Annotated in this window: 21 protein-coding genes, 2 tRNA genes and 1 other annotated feature; of the genes, 2 read left to right on the forward strand and 21 right to left on the reverse strand. The window is 39.2% G+C overall.

Going from position 1 to position 25,760, the window contains the following annotated elements:
- Positions 1-69: 69 nt before the first annotated feature.
- The 8 genes from BR73_RS0124285 to BR73_RS0124320 form a co-directional block, all read right to left on the reverse strand.
- Positions 70-528, reverse strand: a complete 459-nt coding sequence (locus tag BR73_RS0124285; protein ID WP_033168376.1) for a ribonuclease III domain-containing protein — start codon at positions 526-528, stop codon at positions 70-72.
- Complete coding sequence (gene cysS, locus BR73_RS0124290; protein WP_033168377.1) at positions 513-1,943, reverse strand: cysteine--tRNA ligase; 1,431 nt, start codon at positions 1,941-1,943, stop codon at positions 513-515. The genes BR73_RS0124285 and cysS overlap by 16 nt, the downstream gene beginning before the upstream one ends.
- A 187-nt stretch (positions 1,944-2,130) precedes the next feature.
- Positions 2,131-2,841, reverse strand: coding sequence for a serine O-acetyltransferase EpsC (gene epsC / locus BR73_RS0124295; protein ID WP_033168378.1), 711 nt, complete (start codon positions 2,839-2,841; stop codon positions 2,131-2,133).
- Between the two features lie 261 nt (positions 2,842-3,102).
- Positions 3,103-3,328 (reverse strand) — a binding site (T-box leader).
- A gap of 83 nt (positions 3,329-3,411) precedes the next feature.
- Positions 3,412-4,554 (reverse strand): GNAT family N-acetyltransferase, encoded by a 1,143-nt coding sequence (locus BR73_RS0124300; protein WP_033168379.1) that lies wholly within the window; start codon positions 4,552-4,554, stop codon positions 3,412-3,414.
- 42 nt (positions 4,555-4,596) lie between these two features.
- Positions 4,597-5,160: a 2-C-methyl-D-erythritol 2,4-cyclodiphosphate synthase gene (gene ispF, locus BR73_RS0124305; RefSeq protein ID WP_033168933.1), complete on the reverse strand. Its 564-nt coding sequence runs from the start codon at positions 5,158-5,160 to the stop codon at positions 4,597-4,599.
- A gap of 113 nt (positions 5,161-5,273) precedes the next feature.
- Positions 5,274-5,347 (reverse strand) — tRNA-Met (locus tag BR73_RS0124310).
- 72 nt (positions 5,348-5,419) lie between these two features.
- A tRNA-Val gene (locus BR73_RS0124315) sits at positions 5,420-5,492 on the reverse strand.
- Between the two features lie 136 nt (positions 5,493-5,628).
- On the reverse strand, positions 5,629-6,147 hold the full coding sequence (locus tag BR73_RS0124320; protein ID WP_081848867.1) for a cytidine deaminase: 519 nt from the start codon (positions 6,145-6,147) through the stop codon (positions 5,629-5,631).
- A 355-nt stretch (positions 6,148-6,502) separates the two neighbouring features.
- On the opposite strand from BR73_RS0124320, the gene BR73_RS0124325 reads away from it, so the two are divergent.
- Positions 6,503-6,940, forward strand: a complete 438-nt coding sequence (locus BR73_RS0124325; protein ID WP_033168380.1) for an Rrf2 family transcriptional regulator — start codon at positions 6,503-6,505, stop codon at positions 6,938-6,940.
- 369 nt (positions 6,941-7,309) lie between these two features.
- On the forward strand, positions 7,310-8,596 hold the full coding sequence (locus tag BR73_RS0124330; protein WP_033168381.1) for an O-acetylhomoserine aminocarboxypropyltransferase/cysteine synthase family protein: 1,287 nt from the start codon (positions 7,310-7,312) through the stop codon (positions 8,594-8,596).
- A 243-nt stretch (positions 8,597-8,839) separates the two neighbouring features.
- Here BR73_RS0124330 and BR73_RS0124335 read toward each other — a convergent pair whose 3' ends face one another.
- The 13 genes from BR73_RS0124335 to rfbA all read right to left on the reverse strand — a co-directional run bounded on the left by BR73_RS0124335 (position 8,840) and on the right by rfbA (position 25,523).
- Positions 8,840-9,589, reverse strand: coding sequence for a hypothetical protein (locus BR73_RS0124335; RefSeq protein ID WP_033168382.1), 750 nt, complete (start codon positions 9,587-9,589; stop codon positions 8,840-8,842).
- Positions 9,590-9,846: 257 nt separating this feature from the next.
- On the reverse strand, positions 9,847-10,452 hold the full coding sequence (locus tag BR73_RS0124340) for an HAD family phosphatase (protein WP_033168383.1): 606 nt from the start codon (positions 10,450-10,452) through the stop codon (positions 9,847-9,849).
- Positions 10,453-10,578: 126 nt separating this feature from the next.
- Positions 10,579-12,108, reverse strand: coding sequence for an ATP-binding cassette domain-containing protein (locus BR73_RS0124345; RefSeq protein ID WP_033168384.1), 1,530 nt, complete (start codon positions 12,106-12,108; stop codon positions 10,579-10,581).
- 1,637 nt (positions 12,109-13,745) lie between these two features.
- Positions 13,746-15,662: a glycoside hydrolase family 13 protein gene (locus tag BR73_RS0124350; RefSeq protein ID WP_242860753.1), complete on the reverse strand. Its 1,917-nt coding sequence runs from the start codon at positions 15,660-15,662 to the stop codon at positions 13,746-13,748.
- Positions 15,640-16,983: a maltose ABC transporter substrate-binding protein gene (locus BR73_RS0124355; RefSeq protein WP_033168385.1), complete on the reverse strand. Its 1,344-nt coding sequence runs from the start codon at positions 16,981-16,983 to the stop codon at positions 15,640-15,642. The genes BR73_RS0124350 and BR73_RS0124355 overlap by 23 nt, the downstream gene beginning before the upstream one ends.
- A gap of 79 nt (positions 16,984-17,062) precedes the next feature.
- Entirely contained in the window at positions 17,063-17,884 is an 822-nt protein-coding gene (locus tag BR73_RS0124360; RefSeq protein ID WP_033168936.1) for a sugar ABC transporter permease, read from the reverse strand.
- A gap of 116 nt (positions 17,885-18,000) precedes the next feature.
- Positions 18,001-19,338, reverse strand: a complete 1,338-nt coding sequence (locus BR73_RS0124365; protein WP_033168386.1) for a sugar ABC transporter permease — start codon at positions 19,336-19,338, stop codon at positions 18,001-18,003.
- 409 nt (positions 19,339-19,747) lie between these two features.
- A complete protein-coding gene (locus BR73_RS0124370) occupies positions 19,748-20,659 on the reverse strand; it encodes a LacI family DNA-binding transcriptional regulator (protein ID WP_033168387.1) in 912 nt (303 codons plus the stop codon).
- 270 nt (positions 20,660-20,929) lie between these two features.
- Positions 20,930-21,757, reverse strand: coding sequence for a cell wall hydrolase (locus tag BR73_RS27940; RefSeq protein WP_051685552.1), 828 nt, complete (start codon positions 21,755-21,757; stop codon positions 20,930-20,932).
- Between the two features lie 203 nt (positions 21,758-21,960).
- Entirely contained in the window at positions 21,961-23,034 is a 1,074-nt protein-coding gene (gene rfbB / locus BR73_RS0124380; RefSeq protein WP_033168388.1) for a dTDP-glucose 4,6-dehydratase, read from the reverse strand.
- A gap of 95 nt (positions 23,035-23,129) precedes the next feature.
- On the reverse strand, positions 23,130-23,999 hold the full coding sequence (rfbD, locus tag BR73_RS0124385) for a dTDP-4-dehydrorhamnose reductase (RefSeq protein WP_033168389.1): 870 nt from the start codon (positions 23,997-23,999) through the stop codon (positions 23,130-23,132).
- A gap of 78 nt (positions 24,000-24,077) precedes the next feature.
- Complete coding sequence (gene rfbC, locus BR73_RS0124390) at positions 24,078-24,626, reverse strand: dTDP-4-dehydrorhamnose 3,5-epimerase (RefSeq protein ID WP_033168390.1); 549 nt, start codon at positions 24,624-24,626, stop codon at positions 24,078-24,080.
- Positions 24,627-24,653: 27 nt separating this feature from the next.
- A complete protein-coding gene (gene rfbA / locus BR73_RS0124395) occupies positions 24,654-25,523 on the reverse strand; it encodes a glucose-1-phosphate thymidylyltransferase RfbA (protein ID WP_033168391.1) in 870 nt (289 codons plus the stop codon).
- Positions 25,524-25,760: the final 237 nt, after the last annotated feature.

Genomic DNA, 25,760 nt, shown 5'->3' on the forward strand with positions numbered 1-25,760 from the left:
TAAGTTATGCTTTTTATACCTACATTTCATCTGATAGATATCTTTATCAGCTTTTACAGGTTAAAATCATTATGCCTTTTCCATCGCTTCTGCATTTCCTCTTTCAATTCCCGCCTTTACGATAGCAAGGGCACGGCTAAGTCGGTCATCCAGATACAGATACCCAATCAGCGCCTCAAAACCTGTTGCAGAACGATATTCTGTTATACTGGCATTTTTGGCAGTGGTAAAGGACTTGGCATTACGTCCTCTTTTGTATACCGCCAGCTCTTCTTCTGTAAGCATGTCCTCAATACGATGAAACAGCTCCATTTGGGCAGAAGCTTTAACCATACTGCTGACCTTCTTATGAAGCTTGTTAACCGGAGCATTTCCCTGCTCCACTACCAGTGTCCTGATAACTAAATCGTATACCACATCTCCGATAAATGCAAGGGTTAAAGGAGAATAAGTCTTAAGATCCGTATCCGGAAGTGAGAAAGTCTCCTTTAAGATACTGATCAAGCCATTGTCTATGCTCTTTTCCATCTAACACCTTCTCTTGTATCTTCCAGTACAATACCCTTCTCAAGCAGGAGGTTTCTTATCTCATCCGCTCTTGCAAAATTCTTCTCTTTTCTGGCATCCTGACGAGCCTGAATCAACTGCTCTATCTCTTCTGCCAGCAGTTCTTCCTGTTTTAAGGCTTTAATTCCAAGTACATTTAAAAGCTTTGTAATTTTATCAAGGGCTTCTTTTAGGAATAACATAGATGACGCAGAACTTGCATTGGTATTTGCTATTCTTACAATTTCAAATACGGCGGTTACTGCATCTGCTGTGTTGAAATCGTCCTCCATGGCAGCCTCAAATTTTTCCTGATGTTTTTCTATATCTGCAATCAGCTCCTCTTCTCCCTGCTGCAGGGAAGTTCCGCTGACGCTTGCTGCCGCTGCACTTTCCACTTTACCTGTATTATCAATCAGATATTTAAGATTAGCTGCCGCTGTAAGTATTCTATCAAGTGCATTCTTGGAAGCTTCCATTAAATCCTGGCTGAAATTAATAGGACTTCTGTAATGGGCACTCAACATAAAGAAACGAAGTACCTGCGGATCATAGATCTCAGTGATTTCCCTTACGGTAAAGAAGGTTCCGGCTGATTTGGACATTTTTTTGTTATCGATATTTAAGAAGGCATTATGCATCCAGTATTTTGCAAACTCCTTGCCGTTGCAGGCTTCACTTTGAGCTATTTCATTCTCATGATGAGGAAATACCAGATCCTCTCCTCCGGCATGAATATCAATCTGCTCCCCAAGATATCTCTTGCTCATCACCGAGCATTCAATATGCCAGCCGGGTCTGCCCTGGCTCCAGGGAGATTCCCAGAAGGGTTCTCCGTCCTTCTTGGGTTTCCAAAGTACGAAATCCATAGGATCTTCTTTCTCTTCACTTACAGCTATACGGATACCAGCTTCCAGGTCATCAATGTTTTTCTTGGAGAGCTTGCCATATTCCTCAAAACTTCTGGTACGGAAATATACCGTGCCGTTCTTTTCATAGGCATGACCTTTTTCAATAAGGGAGGTAATCATCTCTACCATCCCCTCAATTTCTTCTGTGGCCTTGGGATTATAGGTAGCGGGCTCTACATTCAGTCTCTCCACGTCTTTTTTAAGTTCTAAAATGTAACGTTCGGAGATTTCAGAAGCAGGTACCCCTTCTTCAATCGCTTTCTTAATTATCTTATCATCCACATCAGTGTAGTTTGAAACAAAGTTTACCTCATAGCCCTTATATTCAAAATAACGTCTTACCGTGTCAAAAACAATGATAGGTCTTGCATTTCCTATGTGTATCAGATTGTACACCGTTGGACCGCAGACATACATTTTTACCTTGCCTTCTTCTAAAGGAACAAATTCTTCTTTTTTCTTCGTCAGGGTATTATAGATTTTCATGATAACCTCTTTTCTGTATATCCATTAACTTCCCGGATATTAAATATTTGTATTTCTTCATTTATATCACACCTGCTCCCAGTACCTGCAGCCACCGTTTTCAAATGCTGCACTGCCATAAATCAGGATGCTTCCATTACCTGCTGTGCTATTAATAATCTCTCTCAAGGCTCCTTAAGATAAATTCTTACAGCATACTGTTATCAAAGGATATCTCATTTTTAGGCCGGTTATTAAGTGCCTCCATCAGCTGAAAATTCAACTGGAGCTGTTTGATTTCCTCTGTTAATTTACTATTTTCAGATTTCAGGCTAAGGAGTTCCATAAACACCGGATCCGGAAAATGTACCTGATCCATATCTTCTCTCGGAACCTTCATATTATCCCGTTTTACTACATGACCGGGTACGCCTACAACTGTAGAATTAGGCGGCACCTCTGATAACACAACAGAACCTGCTCCTATTTTGGAGTTCTCACCTACTGTAAAAGAACCGAGTATCTTAGCACCGGCACTTATCATGACATTATTGCCGATGGTCGGATGTCTTTTTCCCTTTTCTTTACCGGTACCACCCAGTGTCACTCCCTGGTATAAAGTAACATTATCTCCTATAATAGCGGTTTCTCCTATGACCACGCCGTGACCATGATCGATAAACAGTCCTTTTCCGATAGTTGCACCGGGATGGATCTCAATACCTGTCTTCCTGGCTGTTCTTTGTGAATACCATCTGGCCAGGAAATAATGTTTATGCTTATAGAGTTTATTCGCTATACGGTATCTTATAATTGCTTTAAAGCTTGGATAAAGAAATACCTCCAGAGGTGTCCGGATGGCAGGATCTCTCTCTTTGATTATTTCAATTTCACTTTTAATATATTTTATGATACCCATTTGCTTCCTCCTTTTCAATACCTTAAAATAGAAACTATAAATATCTGTTGTACTATCTATGTAGAACAAAGAACTCTAATTGCCAGAACTGACATTGACACGCAGCCATATCAGTGATAATCCTTCGTATGCACTGCATATGCGTACCTCCGGTAAACTTAGTATGCATTAAAAATTATTTTCTAAAACAGATAAAAAATCTCAGCAGGGCTTTTTATGTAACAGGGCAAATTTTCTTTCAATAAAAAAACTCCGTCTCTAATTAGAGACGAAGTTATTCCGCGGTTCCACTCTATTATGCAGCTTAAATATATATTCTGCACACTTAATCGGATAACGGCCTATACCGGACTAAGCTAAACCCATGGTCTCACCTAATCAGCTCCCAGATGCACTTTATCCGAAATCAGGTAAAGGATGCTTTCAGCCGGTGACATCCCATCTCTGCTGCCTTCCTACGGATTACTTTTCTGTTCATAGCTTTTCTTCTATAATTAAATTACTATAATTAATTACTTCATTTAATCTATATATCATTCTATGCAAAAGCAGTAAAAATGTCAATTCCTATTATACAACATCATTAATAAAAACATCCTTATACAGGTTTATTTTCGAAAGGAGCTTCATAACCTCTTCTTTCTTCTCACTCTGTATCAGAGCTTTTGTTTCTTTGGCCTCTAACTGTCCATAGAACAACCTTGTAAGGTCTCCGATATCTCCGTACAGATGAGGTCTTTCATCGGAATCAACAACACAACCGCCATCTTCATTAAGGGTCAGCAGCATTCTTTTGTTGTTATAGCAAATTCTGTCATCTTTGGCTTCTATTATAAGGGCAACTTCTTCGGAAGCTGTTAAACCTTCCAGAAATACTTTTAAATTAACAATACGCATCATAATGGATGGCTTAAACCCATCAGCCTCAACTCTTATATGAGAAGAAAATTCCTGGCACAGGCATTGAAATACTTCCTTTTCAAAATCCGGCTCATAAAGACATTCTGCAATTTGCAGACCATCTTCTAACATATATGCCGCATAACCTACAGGTATCCCATTCTTTTTGATAACTGCAATGCCACCCTGCCCGCTTTCCATTTCACTCAAAAGCTTCTCATAGTACTTTCTGCTTCTTAAGATATAGTATTTACGGTATTTCTTAAGCAGTTCCTCGGTAAACTCTGTGAGTATTCTTCTTTCCTCCAGGTCAGACATCCCCAGCTTCACCAGCTCGGCTTCCGTACTTCCTTTGATATCCTGACCATATTTCTTAATTTTACCCATCCAGTCTTCCTGAAAATAAACACTTCTGAAATCATAGGGATAGTAGATACTCTCTGCGGCCGGCATTAGGTAGGTAAACGGTTTATCTTCCTTATACATTGTATCCAGGGCTTCATTTATTAAAAGCCCCATATAACCCTTTCTTCTTTCCTCCGCTTTTGTAGCCACTCCTACGATATAATCCGCTTTTACCTCTACCTCCCAGATTTCAAAGGTATACGGATTAAGATGAAGCATGGAACATAACTTCCCCTCTTTATAAAGAGTATAGATGCGATTATAGGGAACTACCCACTCAAAATAAAAGTCTGTATAGGAGCCTGAATCCCCGAAGCATTCCTGCCACAGCCGGTATACATCCTCTCTGACATTCTCAATTCCGTCTTCTTTTGCTTCCTCCAGGGAAGTATATATTTTGTACTCCATTCTTCACCTGCTTTCCCTGTAACAGTATCTTAAGCCAATCTCTTATCTGTTCTTTGAACAACCGCTGCAGCCACTGCAGCCACTGCTGCTTTCCTCGCCAAATACCCTGGTTCGTTCATCATAACGGTAATCTGCAACAGAAGTTAACAGGCATATGGAATTACTGGAAATTCCCTGACCTTCTCCTGTAAATCCCAGCCCTTCTTCTGTGGTAGCTTTAATGTTAATCTGATTTAAATCTATTCCAAGTACTTTGGATATATTCTCTCGCATTGCTTCAATATGGGGTGCCATTTTGGGCTGCTGTGCAATAATTGTGGCATCAATATTCTCAATGAGATAAAAGTTCTCCTCCAATAACTCCTTCACCCGTTCCAGAAGCACCAGACTGGAGGCTCCCTTATATTTGGAATCCGTGTCCGGAAAATGCTTTCCAATGTCTCCTAAAGCTGCTGCACCTAAGAGACTGTCCATAATGGCATGGGTTAATACATCTGCATCGGAATGTCCTAAAAGTCCTTTTTCATAAGTAATCTTAACTCCTCCGATGATTAAGTCACGGCCTTCAACCAGCCTGTGAACATCATAGCCTGATCCTATTCTCATATCTATCTGATTGCACCTGAAAGCTAAGAAAAGAGCCTGGTGCAACTACTCCTTTATATATTTTATATTATTTATATTACAAAAAAAGACTGTCGGTAAGACAATCTTTTTAATAGCGAAGGACGGATTTGAACCGCCGACACTGCGGGTATGAACCGCATGCTCTAGCCAACTGAGCTACTTCGCCATATATGAGCAAATGCCTTAAGTCTATAAACGTTATGATTATGACTTTATTATCTTTGCTTTTTCATAAAAATGGGACCTATAGGGCTCGAACCTATGACCCTCTGCTTGTAAGGCAGATGCTCTCCCAGCTGAGCTAAGATCCCATTCGTACATGTCTCTCAACAGGTACTTTTATATTATATTTGGACAGGCTTATTTTGTCAAGCACTTTTTATTTGTTTTGTTCTAAAAATTAAAAAAATTTAAAAGGTGCTGCTAAATTAAATCAAAATAATCAAATTATTTCTCTAAATCAGAGGGTCCAAAACCTAAAGGCAGTAATTCCTCCAGCGTGTACAGCCAATAATCATGCTCTGATTTCGCAAGAATTACAAGAAAATTCTTCGGATTACAGAATTCCATCATTACCTGCCTGCATACACCACAGGGTGAACAGTAATCAGTCAGAACTCCGTTCTTGCCACCAACTATGGCAATGGCCATAAACTCTTTATCCCCTTCACTTACAGCCTTAAAAAATGCTGTTCTTTCAGCGCAATTCGTTGGTGTAAAGGAAGCATTCTCTATGTTACAGCCTTTATACACTTTCAGACTCTTAGACAATAGAGCTGCTCCTACTTTGAAGCCCGAGTAAGGGGTATAAGAGTAATTTAAACTATCAATTGCTTCCCTTATAAGCATTTTGCAGGTATCTGCATTTATCACTCCTGCTATTTCCTTCTTCTCCGCGGGGACAAGCTGTCCTTCATGCCTGCAGGCAAGCTCATTTCCTTCCTTTGTGTTATTATGTTCTCCCATGAAATCATCTCCTTGGCTGCATTTTAGTATTCGTTTTAAAAGTTGAACTAATTATATATAGAAAAAACAAAATTTCACTTATAAGCTAATTTTATCATCAAATAAATCACTTTACAATAAATATTCTTGCAATAAAATATTCTTGCAATATAAATAAAAGAAGTATAGGATATATAAGAAAACATTTTTAACCGTTATGGGCAGAAAAATACCTTACTTATTCATTATATAGAAATATGACGAGAAAAATGTAATGAATTTTAAATACTGATTATAATATTTTGCAAAAGACCTTGAAATCCTACTATTCCAATGTTAATATAGGGTATAGTAACTTATCATGAAGGAGGTACCTATGAAAATATCAACAAAAGGCCGCTACGCTTTACGCCTTATGCTGGATCTGGCTCTTCATAATACTGGTGAATACGTGACAATCAAGAGTATTTCTGCTAGACAGGAAATCTCAGATAAATATTTGGAACAGATTATAACTCAACTCAGCCGAGCGGGGTTTGTAAAAAGTATTCGCGGTGCACAGGGAGGCTATCGTCTTGCCAAAGCTCCTGAAGAATATACAGTTGGTAGTATTTTACGACTTATTGAAGGTAGCCTTGCTCCAGTAAGTTGTCTGGAGGATGATGCAGATCCCTGTACCAGAAGCGGACAATGTGCAACCCTGGACGTATGGAAGCAGATGTATGATGCCATTAATAATGTCGTAGATAATATTACCCTGGCAGATCTTGTGGATAAGCAGAACAGCATGACGGGTAATGATTATGTAATTTAAACCGCTGTTTACCGTAAGCCTGCTTACGGTATAACCCAAATAGTAATTGTGAAATATCCTTTATTTCTCACTACTCCCATGGATATCGCAAGCCCTTGCGATACCGCTTAAGCAGATTAAAAGAATAACACAGTATTTAATCTGTTTACCTATTAATTATAAGATGGATTTAAGTCTTATCTGCTTCCAAATATTAAAACCTTTAGATAAAGCAGTACTTTTATATCTGGAAGCAGTTAACAGCTTAAATCAACTTATATATAACTCGCAGTTAATAATGAATTCATTTCGCTATATCAAATGTTTTCCTGTTAACTGCGTGTTTCATATTATACTCATATTATAATCAATAATGAAAGGTGGAGTTTTATGTCAGAAAAGCGTAAATATCATTTTGAAACCCTGCAGCTTCATGTTGGCCAGGAGAATCCCGATCCCGCTACTGATGCTCGTTGTGTACCCATCTACCAGACCTCATCCTATGTCTTTGCAGATGCAAAGCAGGCAGCCGGAAGATTCGGTTTGTCAGAAGGAGGTAACATCTATACCCGTCTTATGAATCCTACCTCAGATGTATTCGAGCAGAGAATTGCTGCACTTGAAGGAGGTATTGCCGCACTTGCAACAGCTTCCGGATCAGCTGCCATTCATTATGCTATCACTAACATAGCCCATGCAGGTGATCACATTGTATCTGCAGTGACTATTTATGGCGGTACATATAATCTGTTTGCACATACCCTTGAAGAATCCGGTATTACTACAACTTTCGTGGATCCCAACGAAAAGGACGGTTTTGCCAAAGCCATCAGACCAAATACCAAAGCTATTTTTATTGAGAGCCTTGGAAATCCCAATTCCAATATTATCGATATTGCTGCTATTGCCAAGGTTGCTCACGATAATCAGATTCCTTTAATCGTTGATAATACCTTTGCTACACCTTATCTCCTTCGCCCCATTGAATATGGTGCCGATGTCGTTGTTCATTCAGCAACCAAATTCATCGGCGGACACGGAACCTCAATCGGAGGTGTTATTATCGATTCCGGTAAGTTTGACTGGGAAGCTTCCGGTAAATTCCCTTACCTTACAGAACCCAACCCCAGCTACCATGGGGTAGTATTTACAAAAGCAGTAGGTGCCGCTGCTTATGTTACCAAGATTCGAGTTACCCTTATGAGGGATACAGGAGCATGCATCAGTCCCTTTAACTCCTTCCTCTTCCTGCAGGGACTTGAGACCCTTTCCCTACGTGTGGAGCGTCACGTAGAAAATACATTAAAAATTGTTGAATTCCTGGCAAAACACCCCAAGGTAGAAAAGGTTAATCACCCTTCTCTTAAGGATAATCCTTACCACGACTTGTACAATCAGTATTTCCCTAATGGCGGAAGCTCTATCTTCACCTTTGAAATCAAAGGCGGTGCAAAAGAAGCCACTGAGTTCATTGATAAGCTGGAAATCTTCTCTCTCCTGGCCAATGTTGCAGATGTGAAGTCACTGGTAATCCATCCTGCAAGCACTACCCATTCCCAGATGAATGAAGAAGAACTGCTTGCATCAGGCATCAAGCCGAACTCCATTCGTCTTTCTATTGGAACGGAACATGTGGAGGATTTGATCTATGATTTAAATCAGGCTTTTGGTGAGTAAACCGGTTATAATATAATTTGCATAGGTCAAAGTCAGTAAAGCTTATATGACCTGCTGGTTATACCACCCTTTTAGCTAGTGATTTATATTCAGACTGACAGTATAATAAAATCTACTAATTAAATTTATGATAAAAGGTGTAAGGATTATTATTCTCCTTACACCTTAATATTTACTGCTCAAGCAGGAAACTGAACTATGTGAAATTATACAGATAAACAATCTTTTGCTTGAACCATAACTTTATTTCTTCGGTGTTATATCGATTTCTTCATCTTTTATAGTGTCATACAGATATATTTTGCTGCCGTCTAATGCCACATAATAGATTCCTGCCAAGGTATTCTTTGTATCCCCTTTTTCATAGACATTAATACCATAGCATTCATTTCCTTTAATATTAGAAGGCCAATCGTCATAGATGATAACATACTCTTTCAATTCCTTGGATAATTGAAGGGTTTCACGAGGTATTTCACTTAACAGCTTAAGGGCCTGTTCTTTACCAATCCCCTTATCCGCTGTACCTTCCTCCTGTCCTTCTGCAGAACCTGCCTTATTATATAATGGATGCTCCGTAAATGGAGCTGTAGTTCCGTCACTATTATAGCAGAGAACTTCACCACTTAATTTATCCACGATGATATTTGGTTCAATTACATTTACACCGTCGCTCACTTCAAATATGTAATATAGTCTGTCACTTACATTCAGATGATCGTCCAGTAATTCAAAGTAATAGTTTTCCTCTCCTAAGATGGCTTCAATCTTTTCTATTGCCTGCTGGTCTGTAAGCTCTTCTCCATCCTCTTCTTCCTCAGGTTCTTCCGTAACGGCAGGAGTCGGTGTAACCTCCGGAGTTGTCTCTATAGTCGGGCTTGGGGTCACTGTAACTACTACCGGTTCTTCTTCCTTTTTATCCTTACGGCAGGACATCAACAGAACTCCTGCCATAGCAATGCATATTAAAAGAATGATTCTTCTTGTTTTCATTCTACTTTCCTCCAATCTTCCCGAAAACGGGAAACTGTTTATATTGCTGTATTAGTTGATTTTTAGTCTTTCTAGTCTCAGGAAGATAAGTCTCTTGTATGTAATATCTATATATATTTCGTTATAGTTATTTCGTAGAATATAGATTTATTAAATCCATACAAATATAGAGAGCTAGAGGGCAAACTTATCTTTTTATCTTTATTCCTTTATATCTATATTCCTTTATATCTTTACTTTTTTATATCTTTACTCCTTTATATCTTTACTCCCAATCTTCTCAAATCCTTGAGTGCCTGCTCATAATCTGTTACCAATACAGTGTGAAAGCCGAACTTTTTCGCTCCTTCTAAATTCGCTTTTGAATCATCCAGAAACACTGCTTTCGCAGGCTCAAAACCATATTTGGCTATCAGTGCCTCGTAAATCTCCGGCTCCGGTTTTATGTATTTTACTTCGTAGGAAATAACTCCTCCGTCTGCTTCCGGTATAAAGGTAAAATGTTCTTTCGCATAGGCAAAATTCCTTTCACCATAATTGGAAAGCAAATAAACCTTGTAACCATTTTTCTTAAGGCCTCTGATAAACTCCTTTGCATAAGGAAACTCAATTACTGTTTTTGTGATATCTTCAAAAAGTTTCTTAATTTCCCTTTCCACAGAAGGGTCTAACTCGCAACATGCTCTGATTATCTCAGCTTCTGGAAGTGCACCTCTATCCTGCTCTCCCCAATAACGGGAGAGTACGGTGGCTTTTGCCACCTTCTCTCTTGTTATGGCATCATAACCGCAGTCTCTCAGATAATCTTCCCATCTAAAAGCTGCGAGTACCTGCCCGATATCCAATACAACCGTATTTATCATCCTGTTCTCCTCTCTTTGTCAGAGTTTTTAAGACCTCATTTTTATTCATTGAAATAATCTACTCTCCAGAAAAAACCAAATACAAGATACTTTTGAAACGTAGTAACTTTATCATAAGCAGAGTACTTACTTCATCTTTTCCATGAGACCCTTTTCTGTCAGATTGTAGAGCTTCTCCGCAACTTCCTCCATATACTTTCTGTCATGGGTAACGCTAATAATTGCACCTTTGTAGGAGGCCAGTACTCCTCTGATTACCGGATTGGAAAGGGGACTTAAATTTCTGGTAGGTTCATCCAATACCAGCACCTCAACACCGTCCAGTATCATTTTTAACAGAATAAGCTTTGCCTTCTGTCCTCCGCTTAATTCACCAATGGTATGTTCCATTTCATCTCTGGTGAATTTCATGCCTCCCATATAGGTAAAGGCTTTGGTAATATCCTCTTTTTGTCCGCTGGTGGTAAGGAATTCAATGGGAGTCTTTTTATAATCTAATACCTCTTCATAGTTCTGTGGCATATAAGCAGCTTTAATATCCGTTCTATTAAGGAGCTCGGCAGCAATCTTACGAAGCAGGGTAGTCTTACCGGTACCGTTATCGCCAATGATTGCAATATGCTCCGGTCCCATTACCCGAAGATATATATCCTTTGACAGAATTCGCTCCTCTGTTCCTTCTCCTACCTTTAACTCTTCCAGTCTGAACTCAATAATACGCTTTCCTCTTGGAATCTTAATCGTGTCCGGAAAATCATAGAGAATGGCATCCTCCGTATCCGGAATCTCCAGAAAATCCTCTTTGTCTTTCTCATAACGTTTTTCCTGTGACTTAAGGCTCTTAATCTTCTTTTTAAGCAGTCTGCCTCCGGCAGGGTTTGCTCTGGTTATGGCATTTTGCTGGTGCTCAACCTTATCATATATCTGACGGAAGCGCTCCATTTTATCCTCATAATCTTCTCTCTGTTTCCTTGCTGTCATTTCCTGTTTTGCCAAAGAAGAGGACCTTTGGTTTTTATATTCATCATAGGACATAAAGCTAACAGTATAATGAGGCTCTGTCTTTCTCTTCAACTGCTCTAAATGAATTATAACATTAGCGGTATGTTCAATCAAGGTTTCATCATGAGATACATAAAGAACCGGCTTATCTGTACGGTTAATAAAGTCCTCCAGCCAGGTAAATGATCCAATATCCAAATCATTGGTGGGCTCATCTAACAGAAGCACATCCGGTTCTTCTGCCAGTAATTTTAGTAACTGCAGCTTTACTCTCTCACCTCCGGACAAATTTTTTATGGGTTCTTCGGATGCTATCATTACCGAATCAGGATTAAAAGCCCATATATTTTCATCCCGAATACTGTAAATATCAACATCAGCCAAATATTCAGCCGGACTCATCTTAAGCCATTCTTCATCTGCTTCCTGCTTTAAATACCCGCATCTTACACCGGAGGTCACCTGACCGGTATAATCACAATAATCCTCTATGAGTGTCCTATCATAAATGAACTTTAATAAGGTGCTCTTACCGTTTCCCTCTTCCCCTATAATTACGGCTTTCTGCCCACGGTTCAGGGTAAAATTAAAATCTTTGATAATACATCTGTTATCTTCTCGGTTCGTTATCGTTACATTTCTTATATCCAACATACACATTCTCCTCTCAAATCCTGCTTTATAAGTTGATGTTTTTCCGGCCATAATAGATTGTTAAATGACTATTTACAGAAGGAAGACGCAAAAACTTATTTTAACTTATAGCTTAATGTGCACTTCAATTATTTTTGGGCAATAAAAAAACATCTTCCCTCCGGAAAATGTTCACTAGCTGAAGTTATTTAATTATTATAATATCCCTACCTGCAATAAGGTATACTAATGCCTTGTAATATCGGCACTAATTGTGAGAGCTGCCAATCCCAGGAAACGATAATTATCAGACGGTCATAAACATTCCGTATAAAAAGTCATTATTCAATTGGCTGTGATTGAATGTTCTACTCATTTCTCTTTTACACGGAATACTCTCTACAGAGGTATTCTTATCCTTTCTGAATTTGTTCCAGTAACTTACAACAAAGGTATTTTAGCATAGGGAGAGGTTTTAGTCAAATGTTATTTTTTTAGTTGAATTTACCTTGGTTGGCTAAGATAGGGCGGGTTGGGGACGGACGATGATTTTGAGCACTGTTTGTGCGTTTTGTTGTTCGAGAACCCTTATTCCACTAAAGTGCCAGCAACTGCTCAGGACAGGTAAAATTGTGCCAAACTCGCTGCGACTTTATATAAAGGGATTTCGTTTGTTGCGCTCAGACAGTGGCACAATTTTACCTATACGCAGTTTCTGCCACTTAAGTGTCATAAGGAACCTCTCAATACAAAACTCCCAAACAGTGCTCAAAATCATCTGTTTATCTTTCTATTTCTGCTTAATTTTTTATTGAATTATGTACTTTTTCATGGTATCTTGAAGCTTCTCGTTGGCTATTATTGAATTTGAATTTTCATGATACTTATCTTCTGATTCTTAAAAATTGTTACTGGACTGTAGTAAAGTACATACATTTTTCAATGATATAGGCAAACAAATTCACTGGTAGTAATTGTAATTCCCTTTTATACAACTGAATTGCTGTGTTCTCTATTAAATCAGTATTCCGTTGATACGCAGAACTGTCTGCTAAGAAAATTCTCCGCTGAGGTCACCAGGGATTTAATATTCAAGTCACCGTAACGAAAATGAATAATACCTTCATAATAACTCTTTCTTTAAAAACCTGAGTTGCAGCCTTCCAAAGGATATTTTTTATTTTAGGAAAGCAGTAAACTCAGCAATTCATATTTCTATGGCATCTACCCCTGGTTCCATACGAAAATTTTCACCAACAAGACAAATACAAATTCACCCCAAAAATTATACAAGATTTTTAATTTGCTTTTATACTAATTACTTCTATACTTCAAATATAAAACGTCTTTTTATCCAAATAGTTCAGGCAGAATGCACAAAGCAGAAAGAACGAATGCGCCTATGGAAAGGCATTAGAAGTCCTTTTCTCTGAAAATTCTGTGCTATATTATAAAATAGATTGTTTGAGCGCAGCGAGTTATCTATTTTATAATATGTCAAGCACAAAATTTTCAGAGAATTAGGACTTCTTATGCCTTGGAATTGAAGCATGAGTTTTTTCTGCTTTGCGCATTTTGCCGTCCCCTTGCCAAAACCCTACCGTCATCCACCAGTACTATTCCATAACCCCATTTATACCTATAGATATATTATTCTACTAACCTTTCACAGTATATAACCTAAAATCATATGGTAACAACTCAATACTTTCACTTAATATTACCTCACTTGCACTTATAGGATCCACACAAACTAATCCGGTTAATTCTTCCGGCAGACTTATTATCTCGGAAGTCCCCTCATTGTGGAGCAGTATATAGAGGGTTTCTGCAGGCGTTATTTTTTTATAGATTATTGTGTCTGCTGAGGTATTACCTTCTATCCATTGGAAGTTTTCCGTACGAAAGGTCTCTTTTTCTTTCCTAAGGCGAATCAGGGTCTTAATCAGATTATAGAGTTCTTTATTCTGTCGTTCTTCCTCCCAGACCATACACTGCCTGTTGCTGTGCTCTCCGCCTCCCATTCCGATTTCACTTCCATAGTAGATGCAGGGAGTCCCGGGGTAAGTAAACAGGAATATGTATGCCAGTTTTACTATGTCCTGATTCCCCTGAACTACATGGAGTATCCGTTCGGTGTCGTGGCTGTCCAGTAGGTTGTAGAGGTTATTGGTTACATGTTTGGGATAAGCTGTCAGGAGGCTGCTGATGGCTTCTTTGAATTCCTTGCCATGGAGCTTCATACCGCCTTTTTCCTCTGTTCCGAAGAAATTCCAGACTGGAGTGGTAAATTCATAGTTCATAACGCCGTCAAACTGGTCTCCCTGGAGCCATGGATAGGAATTATCCCAATTTTCTCCCAGTATATATACTTCCGGGTCTATGGTTTTTACCTTCTTACGGAATGCCCTCCAGAAATCATGGGAAATTTCGTTTGATACATCCAGTCTCCAGCCGTCTATGTGATATTCATTTATCCAATATGCTGCAACATCAAGAAGATATTCCCGTGCTATGGGATTTCCGGTATTCCACTTGGGCATGGTCTGGGTATAGGCAAAGGTCCGATAGTTTAATTCTTCTTTGGGGCAATCCTGAGGCTGACCATTTCTTAGTTCTCCGGTATAATACGGTTTTTCAGGATCAATGATATAAAAGCAATCATAGTACCTGGAGTTTTTTCCGTTCTTTAATACATCCTGCCAGAATGGATGGTTAAAGCCACAGTGGTTAAATACTGCATCCAGCATAATCTTGATGCCACGATTATGGGCTTCTTTTACCAAACGGCCGAAGGTTTCATTATCTCCGAATTCCGGATCTATTGTATAATAGTCTGTTGTATCGTATTTATGTGAGCTTGGAGATTCAAAGATGGGATTTAAATAAATGCCATTAAATCCGGACTCCTTTATATAATCAAGCTTTTCAATTATTCCTGCCAGATTTCCACCAAACTTCTTATCATAACCATCATAGGCATCGCTTCCCCAGGGCAGGACATCTCTTTCATCCCCTGGAGTTCCGTTACAGAACCGCTCCGGAAATATCTGGTACCATACGGTTTCCGTCACCCACTCCGGTGCTTTGTATAAGTCTTCCTCATTAATATATGGATAATTATAGTAGTTACTTAAGTTGTACAGCACACTGTCTTCTTCTGAATAGGGTATCCGGTTACGGCTTCCTATCAGATATTTCTCGATATCATTGCTGATTACAAAGCAATATTTCGTTCTTTTCCAGTTGATATCCGGTATTTCGGCAAACCAGCAGTCGTGGTTTGCCGTCACCTGCTCTTTTACCATGGCAATATGTTTCACCGAGCTTTTATCAAAGTCGTAGATAGGTGTACCATCCCCCCTGGGTATCCAGTTAAAGGGATCTACTGCCAGCACTTCTGCTTCTTTTACTTCTCCCCTGGCCGTTTTCAGCCTGAGATGTAAAGTATTTTCATCATAGGCATAGGACAGTGCACTCTTGGGGTCATGTATAAGGGATGAAAATATCATAGCACTTTCCTCACTTTTCATTTCTATTCTTCTATTCTGCTTATTCGCTGGCAACCAGGGCATCGAAGTCCTTCTGTGCCTTTTGAGCTCCCTCTTCCGGCGTCAGCGTTCCGTCAAATACGGCGCTTAATACGCTTTGGGCTATTGTCCAGTAATATGATATCCGCTTGGTACTTGGCATTGGAACAGATTTGGTGAATTCTTCACAAAATACTCTTAACTGTTCGTCATCTTTTAAGCCTTCTACTTTTGTTATATCTTTGTTAGCGGTTATTTTATAGGATTTACTGTATAAAAGTGCTGCCGCTTCATCGCTGGTCAAAAAGGTTGCAAATAATTCTGCTGCCTTGGGATATTTCGTATAAGCTGATACATAAGCATTTTGAACTGCGCTGAAGGATCTCATGGGGTTTCCGTCTAAGGTTGGCAGTACTGTTACTCCAAAATCAATGTTTTCTTCCTTTAAGGATTTAATCAGCCAGGGTCCGATTGGATAATATGCCGTTTTTCCGTCTTTAAAATTCTGCTCTAACAGTGACATGGTTTCCATCTTCAAGTCATCTGCTTTAATAGGAATAATCTCTTTTAAAGACGCGATTGTTTCCAACCCCTTGAGAAATTCAGGGGTATCAAATCCCGGATTATCTCCCTCCGTACCATCGGCTCCAAAGAGCTGGAAACCATAAAGACTAAGGAAAGGAAACGCAGGATAACCGTCTGTTGGAACTGTCAGGTACCAGAATTTATTCTCGCCTGCATTGTTATAAGCTAAAGCTTCTTCTTTAATCTGTTCAAAGGTGGAAGCCGGTTCACCGGTTACCAGCGCTTTATTATAGAGCAAGGCATAGGTTTCAATTGAAACCGGGATACCATAGATTTTACCTTCGGAGGTCACTGTTTTAACAGCCGTTTCATTTATTCTATCCTTTACGATAGTAGCTGAGGTTTCACTGAGTTCAGCCAAAATCCCCGCATCTTTAGCCGTTGCAAAGGAATCATGGGCAGCCATGAAGATATCCGCACCATTACCGGAAGGTCCGTCTAACATCATTTTATTAACGGAATCCAAACCATTCTCCTGAACCTCAACCGTTACGCCGTATTTTTGCTCAAATAATTCAGCTACTGCTTTACCATACTCCAGGTAACCGGACAAAGTCCAAAAGCTCAGCTTAGCGCCTTCTTCCGGTATGATTTCTTTGCTTTCCTCCACTTTAGGGGCTTCCGTACCCTCCGGTTCTGTTTGATTCTCTGAACCGGTCACTGCCTGATTTTCCGTCTTATTTACTTCTTGTTCCGTTGGAATGTTCCTGCTGCAGCCACCTAATACTCCCGTAATCATTACTGCTGCCAGTAAAATGCTAAGAGTTTTTCTAAATTTCATATCTTCCTCCATTCTCCCGCCGAAGGCGGCACAAAATCTGCTTCTCTTGGTTATTGCTCTTTATAAAACTTTCAGAATATCAGCCTTTATCTGCTCCCGCTGAAACCCCTTGTACCAGATATTTCTGAAAGAGTATAAATATAATCGTAATAGGGACTGCTATTAATACTGCACCTGAGGCAAATACCGTAAAGTTGATGCTCTCTTTTCCGTTAATCAGCATAAAGAGTCCTACTGCCAGTGTCCTGCTCCTGTCCCCCGACAGCAGGATATTTGGCAGGATATAATCCATCCACGGCAACATAAACTGTGATACTGCGCAATAGGTAATAATCGGTTTTGACATTGGAAGGATAACCTTTCGAAAGGTTTGGAACCTGGTGCAGCCATCCATATAAGCCGCCTCATCAATAGCCTTTGGCACACCATCCAGGTATCCTTTTACCAGCCAGGTACTGTACGGAATCGCTCCCACTGCGTATACAATAATCAGGGAGATGGATTTACCCACCAATCCCAAAGTGAGAAACAAAGTGTATATCGCCGTCATGGACAAGAAGGTAGGAAACATGGACAAAATCATAATTGCCATTAACCCTGCCTTTCGGCCTCTGAACAGGAACCTGGACATTATCCAGGCAGTTATCATAATTAATAGTACGGATAATACCATATTGGCTAATGCAATTTTGAAGGTATTAAAGAACCATAAAATATAGCTGGTTTCTGAAAACAGCCGGTTATAGTTGGCAAATGTCATTTCCTTCAGTTTTATTGCAACCGGCGGTCCGCTGCCTCTCTGAAAGGAGGACAGTATAATCCACATAACCGGAATCAGGACGATAAAAGACATCAGGATAAGTTCGGCATGCAATAAAAATACAGTAAGCTTTTTCTTCATTCTTATACCCCTTGCATACCGCAAGCTGGCTTGCGGTACTGCCACAAATAAAAAGGTTGAAAGATTCTTCCGTGGCATCCTTTCAATATTTTATATTTTCTTTCAACCTTTCCCGCTTATAATTCTTTAAAGGATACGGTTCTCCTGAAATTCCAGAAGGAAACAGCACCTACGAAGATAAAGAGCAGCACGCTCATAACTGCCGCAATATCATACATCTGCTGGTTCAGCGTCAGTTTATATATCCAGGAAATCAATATATCTGTGCTGCCTGCAAATTGCATATCCGGGTTGTTGGGACCACCCTGGGTCAGGAAATAAATTGCTCCAAAGGCATTAAAGTTCCCAGCCATACTCATTATCAGATTCGCTGCAGTTGCCTGGAATACAAGAGGCAGAGTAATTCTTAAAAAGCTTTGGTACTTATTAGCCCCGTCAATCGCTGCCGATTCAAAGAGGCTCTGATCCAGATTTGCGAATACGCCAAGCATCATAACCATAAAGATAGGAAAACCCAGCCACAGATTTACAAGGATTACGGAAAGCTTTGCTATTAATGGATCGGATAAGAAGGGAATATTCTCTGAAATTAACCCCAAATTTAACAAAGCCTGATTTACAGGTCCAAACTGTCCATTTAAGAGGTTTCTAAAAACCAGCAGGGAAACCATCTGCGGAATTGCCCAGGGTAAAATGAGAATGGTCCGAAAAATATTCTTACAGCGTACGGCTGGATGATTAAGGATCAGTGCCTGGAGCATTCCAAAAAAATAGGTAGTCATTGTTCCTATAAAGGTCCAGAGTATCGTCCAGACTAACACTTTAAAAAAGGTATGAGACCAGATAGGCACTGTAAACAACTTTTTAAAATTGGCTAAACCTACCCAATCCAGCAGTTTTCCCGGCGGCAGGTGATCTCTGTTGTAATTTAAAAAGGCTGTCAGTACAGAGAATACAATAGGCATTACTACAATAAATAAAAATGCTATACCAATGGGTATTAATACAATATAAGCGAAATTTCTGCTGTAAAATCTTTTTAAATCCTCTTTTGTATCTGTATATGTACCGCTTCTGTCTATCTGCAGCCCGGAGGAGTAGGCATCCTTTATATTCCAGAAGTAAAGCAGCAGAAATAATATAATTACAAACAGAGCAATGACTCCCCTTATTAATAACATAGTCGAGTGATCACCGTATTTCCCTCCGGTTTTTACTCCTAAGGTAATTAGTCCCCAGATTCCTTTGGTAAAAAAACCTCCGTGAAGCCTTAATGAGAAATCTGAAATGAGACCGCCAGCATATTGAAGCCAATAGCCGCTAAACAATTCAATTCCTATAAACAGCAGCTGCATTATTAAAAAAAACAATCCTTTTATTCTTTGCCTGCATACCAGAAACTGGCCGCTGCCCCATATCAATGCCGAGAGACTTAACGCTTTATATTTTTTCACATCACACCTGCTTCCCTAAAATTTATCTTATGTCTGTTGATTTTTCTGCTTTTCAAAATAAATAATCTTTAATATTCGTATTGATTACGAATAAATTCAGGCTATTCATTTTTAATTACTTATGCGCTTAACCTACTGTAATTATAGACTTCATCATTTAATGAGTCAATTGAATTTGTGCATTTTATATATTTTCAACGAATTATACAAATATATTTTTGTATTATTTTCACTTAATTAACTTAACATATATTTGTTAAGTAAAGTCCTGTTTTTGCAGTTTAATATTTTTCATAACTTTCATACTTTTCTGTTTTTTGTTAAGTACTTAAAGTATTTTAACCATAAAAAAAGAAGAAACCGTATTTTGTTCAAAATCACGATTTCTTCTCTTATAAACGCCTTTACCTTACAAAGGTCTTATGTAAGTTATTCGCTCCACCTCATCAGGATTATCAAGGCGCAGCATCCGGTCCATTATTTCCACTGCCTTTTGGGCTTTCTCTTTGTTACTGATTACGATGGTCTTTGTGTCCGGTAACAGCATAATATCTTTATCCGAATTGACTACCACTGAGATATTACGGTTATCGACATAGTTTTCTACCTGCATACCAAGTATTTCTCCGATTATAAGCCCCTTTTGGTTATGATGTTCCTTAAGAAACTGAATCAGACTTGCATCATTATGGTTTACAAAGATGTTTTCCCTCGGTATTTTTTTTGCTATGGTCTGTAATACATTTTTATTGGCATGATCCTCCATAACAACATAAAAGCTGCTGCCCAGCTGCTCTTCCGCCTGTTTTAATACACTCTCATAACAAGTCAGGATCTTACAGAAAATGGGGTCCTCAATATATCCTTCTATAAAAATGGCAGGTACATAGTAGTGGGAGGCAATCGCTTTCATACTTTCTTCCTCCATATCCATGATAAATACCGCATCCAGCGAGCGTTTCTGCCCTATGGTAAAGTCTTTTTCCATTTCTTGCGTTGATATTAATACAACATCATACCCCTTTGGATACAGGCTTCGCTGTATTTCTCTGGCAAGATCATAATATTGATAGATCTTGCTCTTCTTATCCTGTCCTCCCAGATTAATAATAATTCCCACCAGGTAACTTCTTTGACTTGCCAGAGATTTCGCAGTCATATTAGGAACATACTTTAACTTATTGGCCGCTTCAAAAATACGCATCCTCGTTTCATGGCTGATTCTCTCTTTTTCCGAATAATTCAGCACATAAGAAACCGTTGCAGTGGAAACTCCAGCAGCTGCTGCTATATCTTTCATGGTAATCCGCTTCTCTGACATTCATAGCCTCCTCGAATCCTAACTTATGCGGTTAAGTATATCATTCCCTCCTTCACCTGTCAATTTATCGCTTTCTATTCCCTGAGACAAATTATCCTTCATGCATCTGCCATAAACATAAAAATGGCTCTAATTATAGTAATGGAGTGGGATTCAAAGAATCCCACCCCAACTATTAACACAGAGCCCAATAATTATATCGCTGAAATCAAAAAAAGCTGTTACAAATGTCCCTTTCAGAGACAATTATAACAGCATACATATTAAATTTTACTTAAACTGATGATTTCCCAGCTTATAGGTAGAACCGCTTAATCTTCCGCTGAAAAATAAATAACTTCCGAAACCTTTAGATTTACCGCTTACTGTGATACTCTTAATACCGCTTAATGCTTCTTTTGCAGCTTTAATGCATTCTTTCTCTCTTGAAGAGGTAAATTTGCCTGAATCGTATTCGGATAAAGCTTTGTTTAAGGCACCGTTTCTTACCGGTCCAAACTGATATTTCTGATATATTACAGATTTCACTGAATCAGGAAAAGCAGAAGCTCTTACTCTGTTCATTACTACAATACCAACAGCAAGTTTTCCGTTATAGCTTTCGCCGCCTGCTTCACAGTAAATTAATGCTGAAAGCAATCTTAAATCTGATTTACTGTAGTTAACAGTTGCTTTCTTCTCTGTTGTTTTCTTTGCTGCTGTTTTTGTTGTTGCCTTTGCAGTAGTCTTTTTGGCAGCTTTTGCTGTTGATTTCTTAACTGCTGCTTTCTCAGTGGTCTTAGTAGTTTTCTTCTCTGTTTCAGTTGTTTTATCTGCTTCAGCTGTTTTATCTGTCTGTGCTTCTTTATCTTCTGTTACTGTATCTGCAACTGTATCCTTAGCAGTGTCTTCCTGCTTGGGTTCTTCTGTTACCGTATTCTCTGTTACTGCTGTTTTATCAGTGTCAGCTTCTGTACTGGGTACTTCCGCTGCTTCTATTGTAGTGTCTGTTGTAGTTGCAATATTTTGATCTTCTTCTGCTGCATATGTGTATATATTAGCGAAACCTGCTAAAAATATTCCAGCTAACATACACAATAGTAACTTTCTGAATTTCATAAAGACTCCTTGTTATTGGCATCAGCCACATAATTTTTGCTTACAATTATTACAGGTTTTTTGTCAAATGTTAATGTCCTATAATAATCAATTAATAATTATGTAACAATTATATCATACCAAAATTAGGATTGCAAGCTTTTCTCTACTATTTTGTAATAATTCTGTAATGTTTTTGCCTTAAAGTTGACATCAGCAGGAAATTATTGGTACATTTCCTGGTAATAGCCCTGATATTCCCCGCTTGTTACCCTGTCCATCCACTGGCTGTTTTCAAGATACCACTGTATTGTAAGGCGGATACCATCCTTAAAAGCTGTCTCCGGCTCCCAGCCGATTTCATCCCTGATTTTATCCGGTGCGATAGCATATCGCCTGTCATGGCCTTTTCTGTCTGTAACATATTTAATAAGCTCTTCATTTATATGAGCTTTTCTTGCATCACCTTCCGGCAGCAGTTCCTGCAGGGTGTCAAGGATCAGTGCAATAATTTCTAAATTCTGCTTCTCATTATGACCACCCACATTATAGACCTCATGGAGTTTTCCTTTTTCCATAACCAGATCGATGGCTTTGGCATGATCTCTTACATACAGCCAGTCTCTTACATTCTTTCCATCACCGTATACAGGAAGTTTTTCCCCTTTCAGGCAGTTATTGATCATTAGAGGGATCAGCTTCTCCGGAAATTGATAAGGTCCGTAATTATTACTGCACCTTGTAATATTTGCCGGAAAACCGAAAGTATCCATATATGCTTTCACCAGCATATCAGCAGAAGCTTTGCTGGCAGAATAAGGACTGTGGGGATCCAACGGTGTTGATTCATAGAAATAGGTATCCCCTTCTTCCAGGGAACCGTATACTTCATCTGTGGATACCTGCAGATATTTCTTATCCTCTTTGTAGCCCTCTTCTGTCTCCCAGGTACTTTTTGCAGCTGTTAACAGGTTAAGGGTTCCCATTACATTGGTACTTACAAAGACCTCCGGGTTACGGATACTTCTGTCAACATGGCTTTCAGCAGCAAAATGCACTACTCTGTCAATGTCATACTTTTGAAATATTTCTAATACAGCTTCTTTATTTCTGATATCCTTTTTGATAAAGGTATAATTAGGATACTTTTCAACGGCTTTTAAATTCTCAAGATTTCCGGCATAAGTCAAAGCATCCAGATTGATTATATGTATATCCTTTCCGTAAGTCTCAAACATATAGTGAATGTAATTGGAGCCAATAAACCCCGCTCCCCCGGTAACCAGATAAGTTCTCATAATATCTCCTCTCTGTGTGCCCTGGCACACATACAAATCAGGATGTTGAAAACGAAAAGACTATAAAATCCCTCTTCATCATCCTGCATAATTCTCTAGGAAGACATTTCCATATATTCTCTCAGCGCAGATTTCCAGTGCTTCATAAAAAAGCCCATTTCTTTAAGCCGCTTTGTTTCAAGTACGGAAAATGCGGGTCTTTTCGCTGCTGTCCGGTAATCTTCTGTGGTAATTGGCTCCACATTAACTTTGATATCTGCCATATTAAATATTTCCAGGGCAAACTCATACCAGTTGGTAACCCCATCGCAGGCTGCATGGAATATTCCAAGCTCCTCTCTGTCCATCAGGAAAATCAGGGCTCTTGCCAGCTCAAGGGCACTGGTAGGTGATCCCACCTGATCACTGACAACTCTGATGTCCTTGCCTTCCTTTGCCAGACGGAGCATGGTTCTGATAAAATTCTTTCCTTCTCCGTATAACCAGGCTGTACGAACAATCTGATGGTTCTCACAGATACTCTTAACAAATTCTTCACCGGCAAGCTTGGTTGCTCCATAGACACTCTTAGGTTCTGTAGCATCCTCCTCAGTATAAGGTTCTTCTTTCTCACCGTTAAATACATAATCAGTAGAGATATGTATCAGCCTCGCTTCCACTGCCTGAGCAGCTTCTGCCAGATGCTTCGGGCCAAGGGCATTAATAGCATAGGCTCTCTCCTGGTCACTTTCACATAAATCCACCTGCGTATGTGCTGCACAGTTAATAATTACCTGCGGTCTTACGTCCTGTATCAGATTCATGACTCCCATGGGATTGGTTATATCTAATTTAATCGGGCAGTATGCCGATGATTCAGATAAGCTGGTATTAATCAGTGAATATTCTTCCCTGTCTTTTAAAAGCTGATTTACAGCACGTCCCAGCTGTCCGTTAGCACCGGTTATCAGTATTCTGCGTTCCATATATCCTTAACCTTTCCTTTTAGCTGATCTGTTTAAAATCTTAACAGACAGCATACTTCTTACGATTACTTTCTTATTTTACAATATGCTTTTAAGTCCGCCGTTAATCTTATCTTTTTCTGACAGGATTATTTCCATTTCAGCTTCAACCGGCCACTGGATACCAATGTCAGGATCATTATACATGATACCCTCCTGGTCCTCCGGATGGTAGAAATCCGTACATTTATAAACAAATTCTGCTTCTTCTGATAAAACAAGAAAACCATGTGCAAAGCCGCCCGGAACGAAAAACTGCTTTTTGTTCTCAGCGCTTAAGATTTCTCCGTGCCACTGGCCAAAAGTCTTGGAATCCTTTCTAATGTCCACCGCAACATCAAAGACTTCCCCTTTAATAACTCTTACCAGCTTGCCCTGGGGATAATTCTTCTGGTAATGAAGTCCTCTAAGAACTCCTTTACACGAAAGGGATTGATTGTCCTGTACAAAGACTTCTGTTATTCCTGCTTTGCAAAAATCCTCGTAATTATAGGTCTCAAGAAAATAACCTCTGTTATCTCCGAAACACTTTGGTTCTATTATGAACAAACCTTCTATACTTAAGGGTGTAAATTGAAACTGTCCCATTATCTTTCCTATTCCTCCCGCTGCTTGTTATAACCCGTTTGACACATCTACCAGGTATTTGCCATATTCGGTCTTAAGAAGTGGACCAGCCAGCTTAAGCAGCTGCTCTTTGCTGATGAATCCGTTCTTATAGGCAATTTCTTCAATACATGATATATATAGCCCCTGTCTTTTCTGAATGGAAGCAACAAAGTTTGAAGCCTCCAGAAGAGAATCATGTCCCCCGGTATCAAGCCATGCCATACCTCTTCCCATTGTCTCAACCTGCAGCTTTCCTCTTTCCAGATATACATTGTTTACTGTTGTGATTTCAAGCTCACCTCTGGCAGAAGGTTTAATTGTCTTTGCAATCTCTATAACCTCATTATCATAGAAGTATAGACCGGGAACCGCATAATTTGACTTAGGGTCCTCAGGTTTTTCTTCTATTGATACAGCCTGTCCCTGTTCATTGAATTCCACTACGCCGTAAGCTTTCGGATCTCTAACATAATAACCGAAGATTGTAGCTCCTTCTTTACGTTCAACCGCTCTCTTAAGGGTACCTGTAAAACTTCTCCCGTAGAAAATATTATCTCCCAGAATAAGAGCAACCTTGTCCTCCCCAATAAATTCTTCACCGATAATAAATGCTTCTGCCAACCCTCTGGGCTCCTCTTGAACAGCATAGGCGAATTTCATTCCAAGCTCAGAACCATCGCCTAACAGTTCTTCAAAAACCGGAAGATCTCTGGGAGTAGAGATGATAAGAACCTCTCTGATACCCGCCAGCATCAAAACTGACAGTGGATAATAAATCATAGGTTTGTCATAGATAGGAAGTATCTGTTTGGACACTGCCTTTGTTACCGGATATAATCTGGTTCCTGAGCCGCCTGCTAATATAATACCTTTCATCTTGTGCTGCCCTGCTATACTACGTTTTACAGCTTTCGTAATATAGCTTTCCTTTCTGAAATATTCGATAATTTCTTGTGTGCATCTCAAGCTTTCTTAAGATTAACGAATTTGAAGTATATACTGTCTCCGCTTTTATTCTTGTAATATTTTTCCATATAAATATCTCTATTGTATTATAATATACTTTTATATATTTTTGAACCTTTTTTTTGTATCACCAATAAGTTTTACACT

The organism is Clostridium sp. KNHs205 (assembly GCF_000702945.1).
GTDB lineage: Bacteria > Bacillota > Clostridia > Lachnospirales > Lachnospiraceae > Anaerocolumna.

Coding starts and splice junctions, on each gene's coding strand:
- rfbB (WP_033168388.1), bottom strand. CDS start 23,034: ATGAGAACTTATCTGGTTACCGGGGGAGCGGGGTTTATTGGCTCCAAT.
- cysS (WP_033168377.1), bottom strand. CDS start 1,943: ATGAAAATCTATAATACCCTGACGAAGAAAAAAGAAGAATTTGTTCCT.
- BR73_RS0124340 (WP_033168383.1), bottom strand. CDS start 10,452: ATGATAAATACGGTTGTATTGGATATCGGGCAGGTACTCGCAGCTTTT.
- rfbA (WP_033168391.1), bottom strand. CDS start 25,523: ATGAAAGGTATTATATTAGCAGGCGGCTCAGGAACCAGATTATATCCG.
- rfbD (WP_033168389.1), bottom strand. CDS start 23,999: ATGGAACGCAGAATACTGATAACCGGTGCTAACGGACAGCTGGGACGT.
- BR73_RS0124325 (WP_033168380.1), top strand. CDS start 6,503: ATGAAAATATCAACAAAAGGCCGCTACGCTTTACGCCTTATGCTGGAT.
- rfbC (WP_033168390.1), bottom strand. CDS start 24,626: ATGGGACAGTTTCAATTTACACCCTTAAGTATAGAAGGTTTGTTCATA.
- BR73_RS27940 (WP_051685552.1), bottom strand. CDS start 21,757: ATGAAATTCAGAAAGTTACTATTGTGTATGTTAGCTGGAATATTTTTA.
- ispF (WP_033168933.1), bottom strand. CDS start 5,160: ATGAGAATAGGATCAGGCTATGATGTTCACAGGCTGGTTGAAGGCCGT.
- BR73_RS0124285 (WP_033168376.1), bottom strand. CDS start 528: ATGGAAAAGAGCATAGACAATGGCTTGATCAGTATCTTAAAGGAGACT.
- epsC (WP_033168378.1), bottom strand. CDS start 2,841: ATGGGTATCATAAAATATATTAAAAGTGAAATTGAAATAATCAAAGAG.
- BR73_RS0124320 (WP_081848867.1), bottom strand. CDS start 6,147: ATGGGAGAACATAATAACACAAAGGAAGGAAATGAGCTTGCCTGCAGG.
- BR73_RS0124360 (WP_033168936.1), bottom strand. CDS start 17,884: ATGAAGAAAAAGCTTACTGTATTTTTATTGCATGCCGAACTTATCCTG.
- BR73_RS0124345 (WP_033168384.1), bottom strand. CDS start 12,108: ATGTTGGATATAAGAAATGTAACGATAACGAACCGAGAAGATAACAGA.
- BR73_RS0124350 (WP_242860753.1), bottom strand. CDS start 15,662: ATGCCCTGGTTGCCAGCGAATAAGCAGAATAGAAGAATAGAAATGAAA.
- BR73_RS0124370 (WP_033168387.1), bottom strand. CDS start 20,659: ATGTCAGAGAAGCGGATTACCATGAAAGATATAGCAGCAGCTGCTGGA.
- BR73_RS0124355 (WP_033168385.1), bottom strand. CDS start 16,983: ATGAAATTTAGAAAAACTCTTAGCATTTTACTGGCAGCAGTAATGATT.
- BR73_RS0124300 (WP_033168379.1), bottom strand. CDS start 4,554: ATGGAGTACAAAATATATACTTCCCTGGAGGAAGCAAAAGAAGACGGA.
- BR73_RS0124330 (WP_033168381.1), top strand. CDS start 7,310: ATGTCAGAAAAGCGTAAATATCATTTTGAAACCCTGCAGCTTCATGTT.
- BR73_RS0124335 (WP_033168382.1), bottom strand. CDS start 9,589: ATGAAAACAAGAAGAATCATTCTTTTAATATGCATTGCTATGGCAGGA.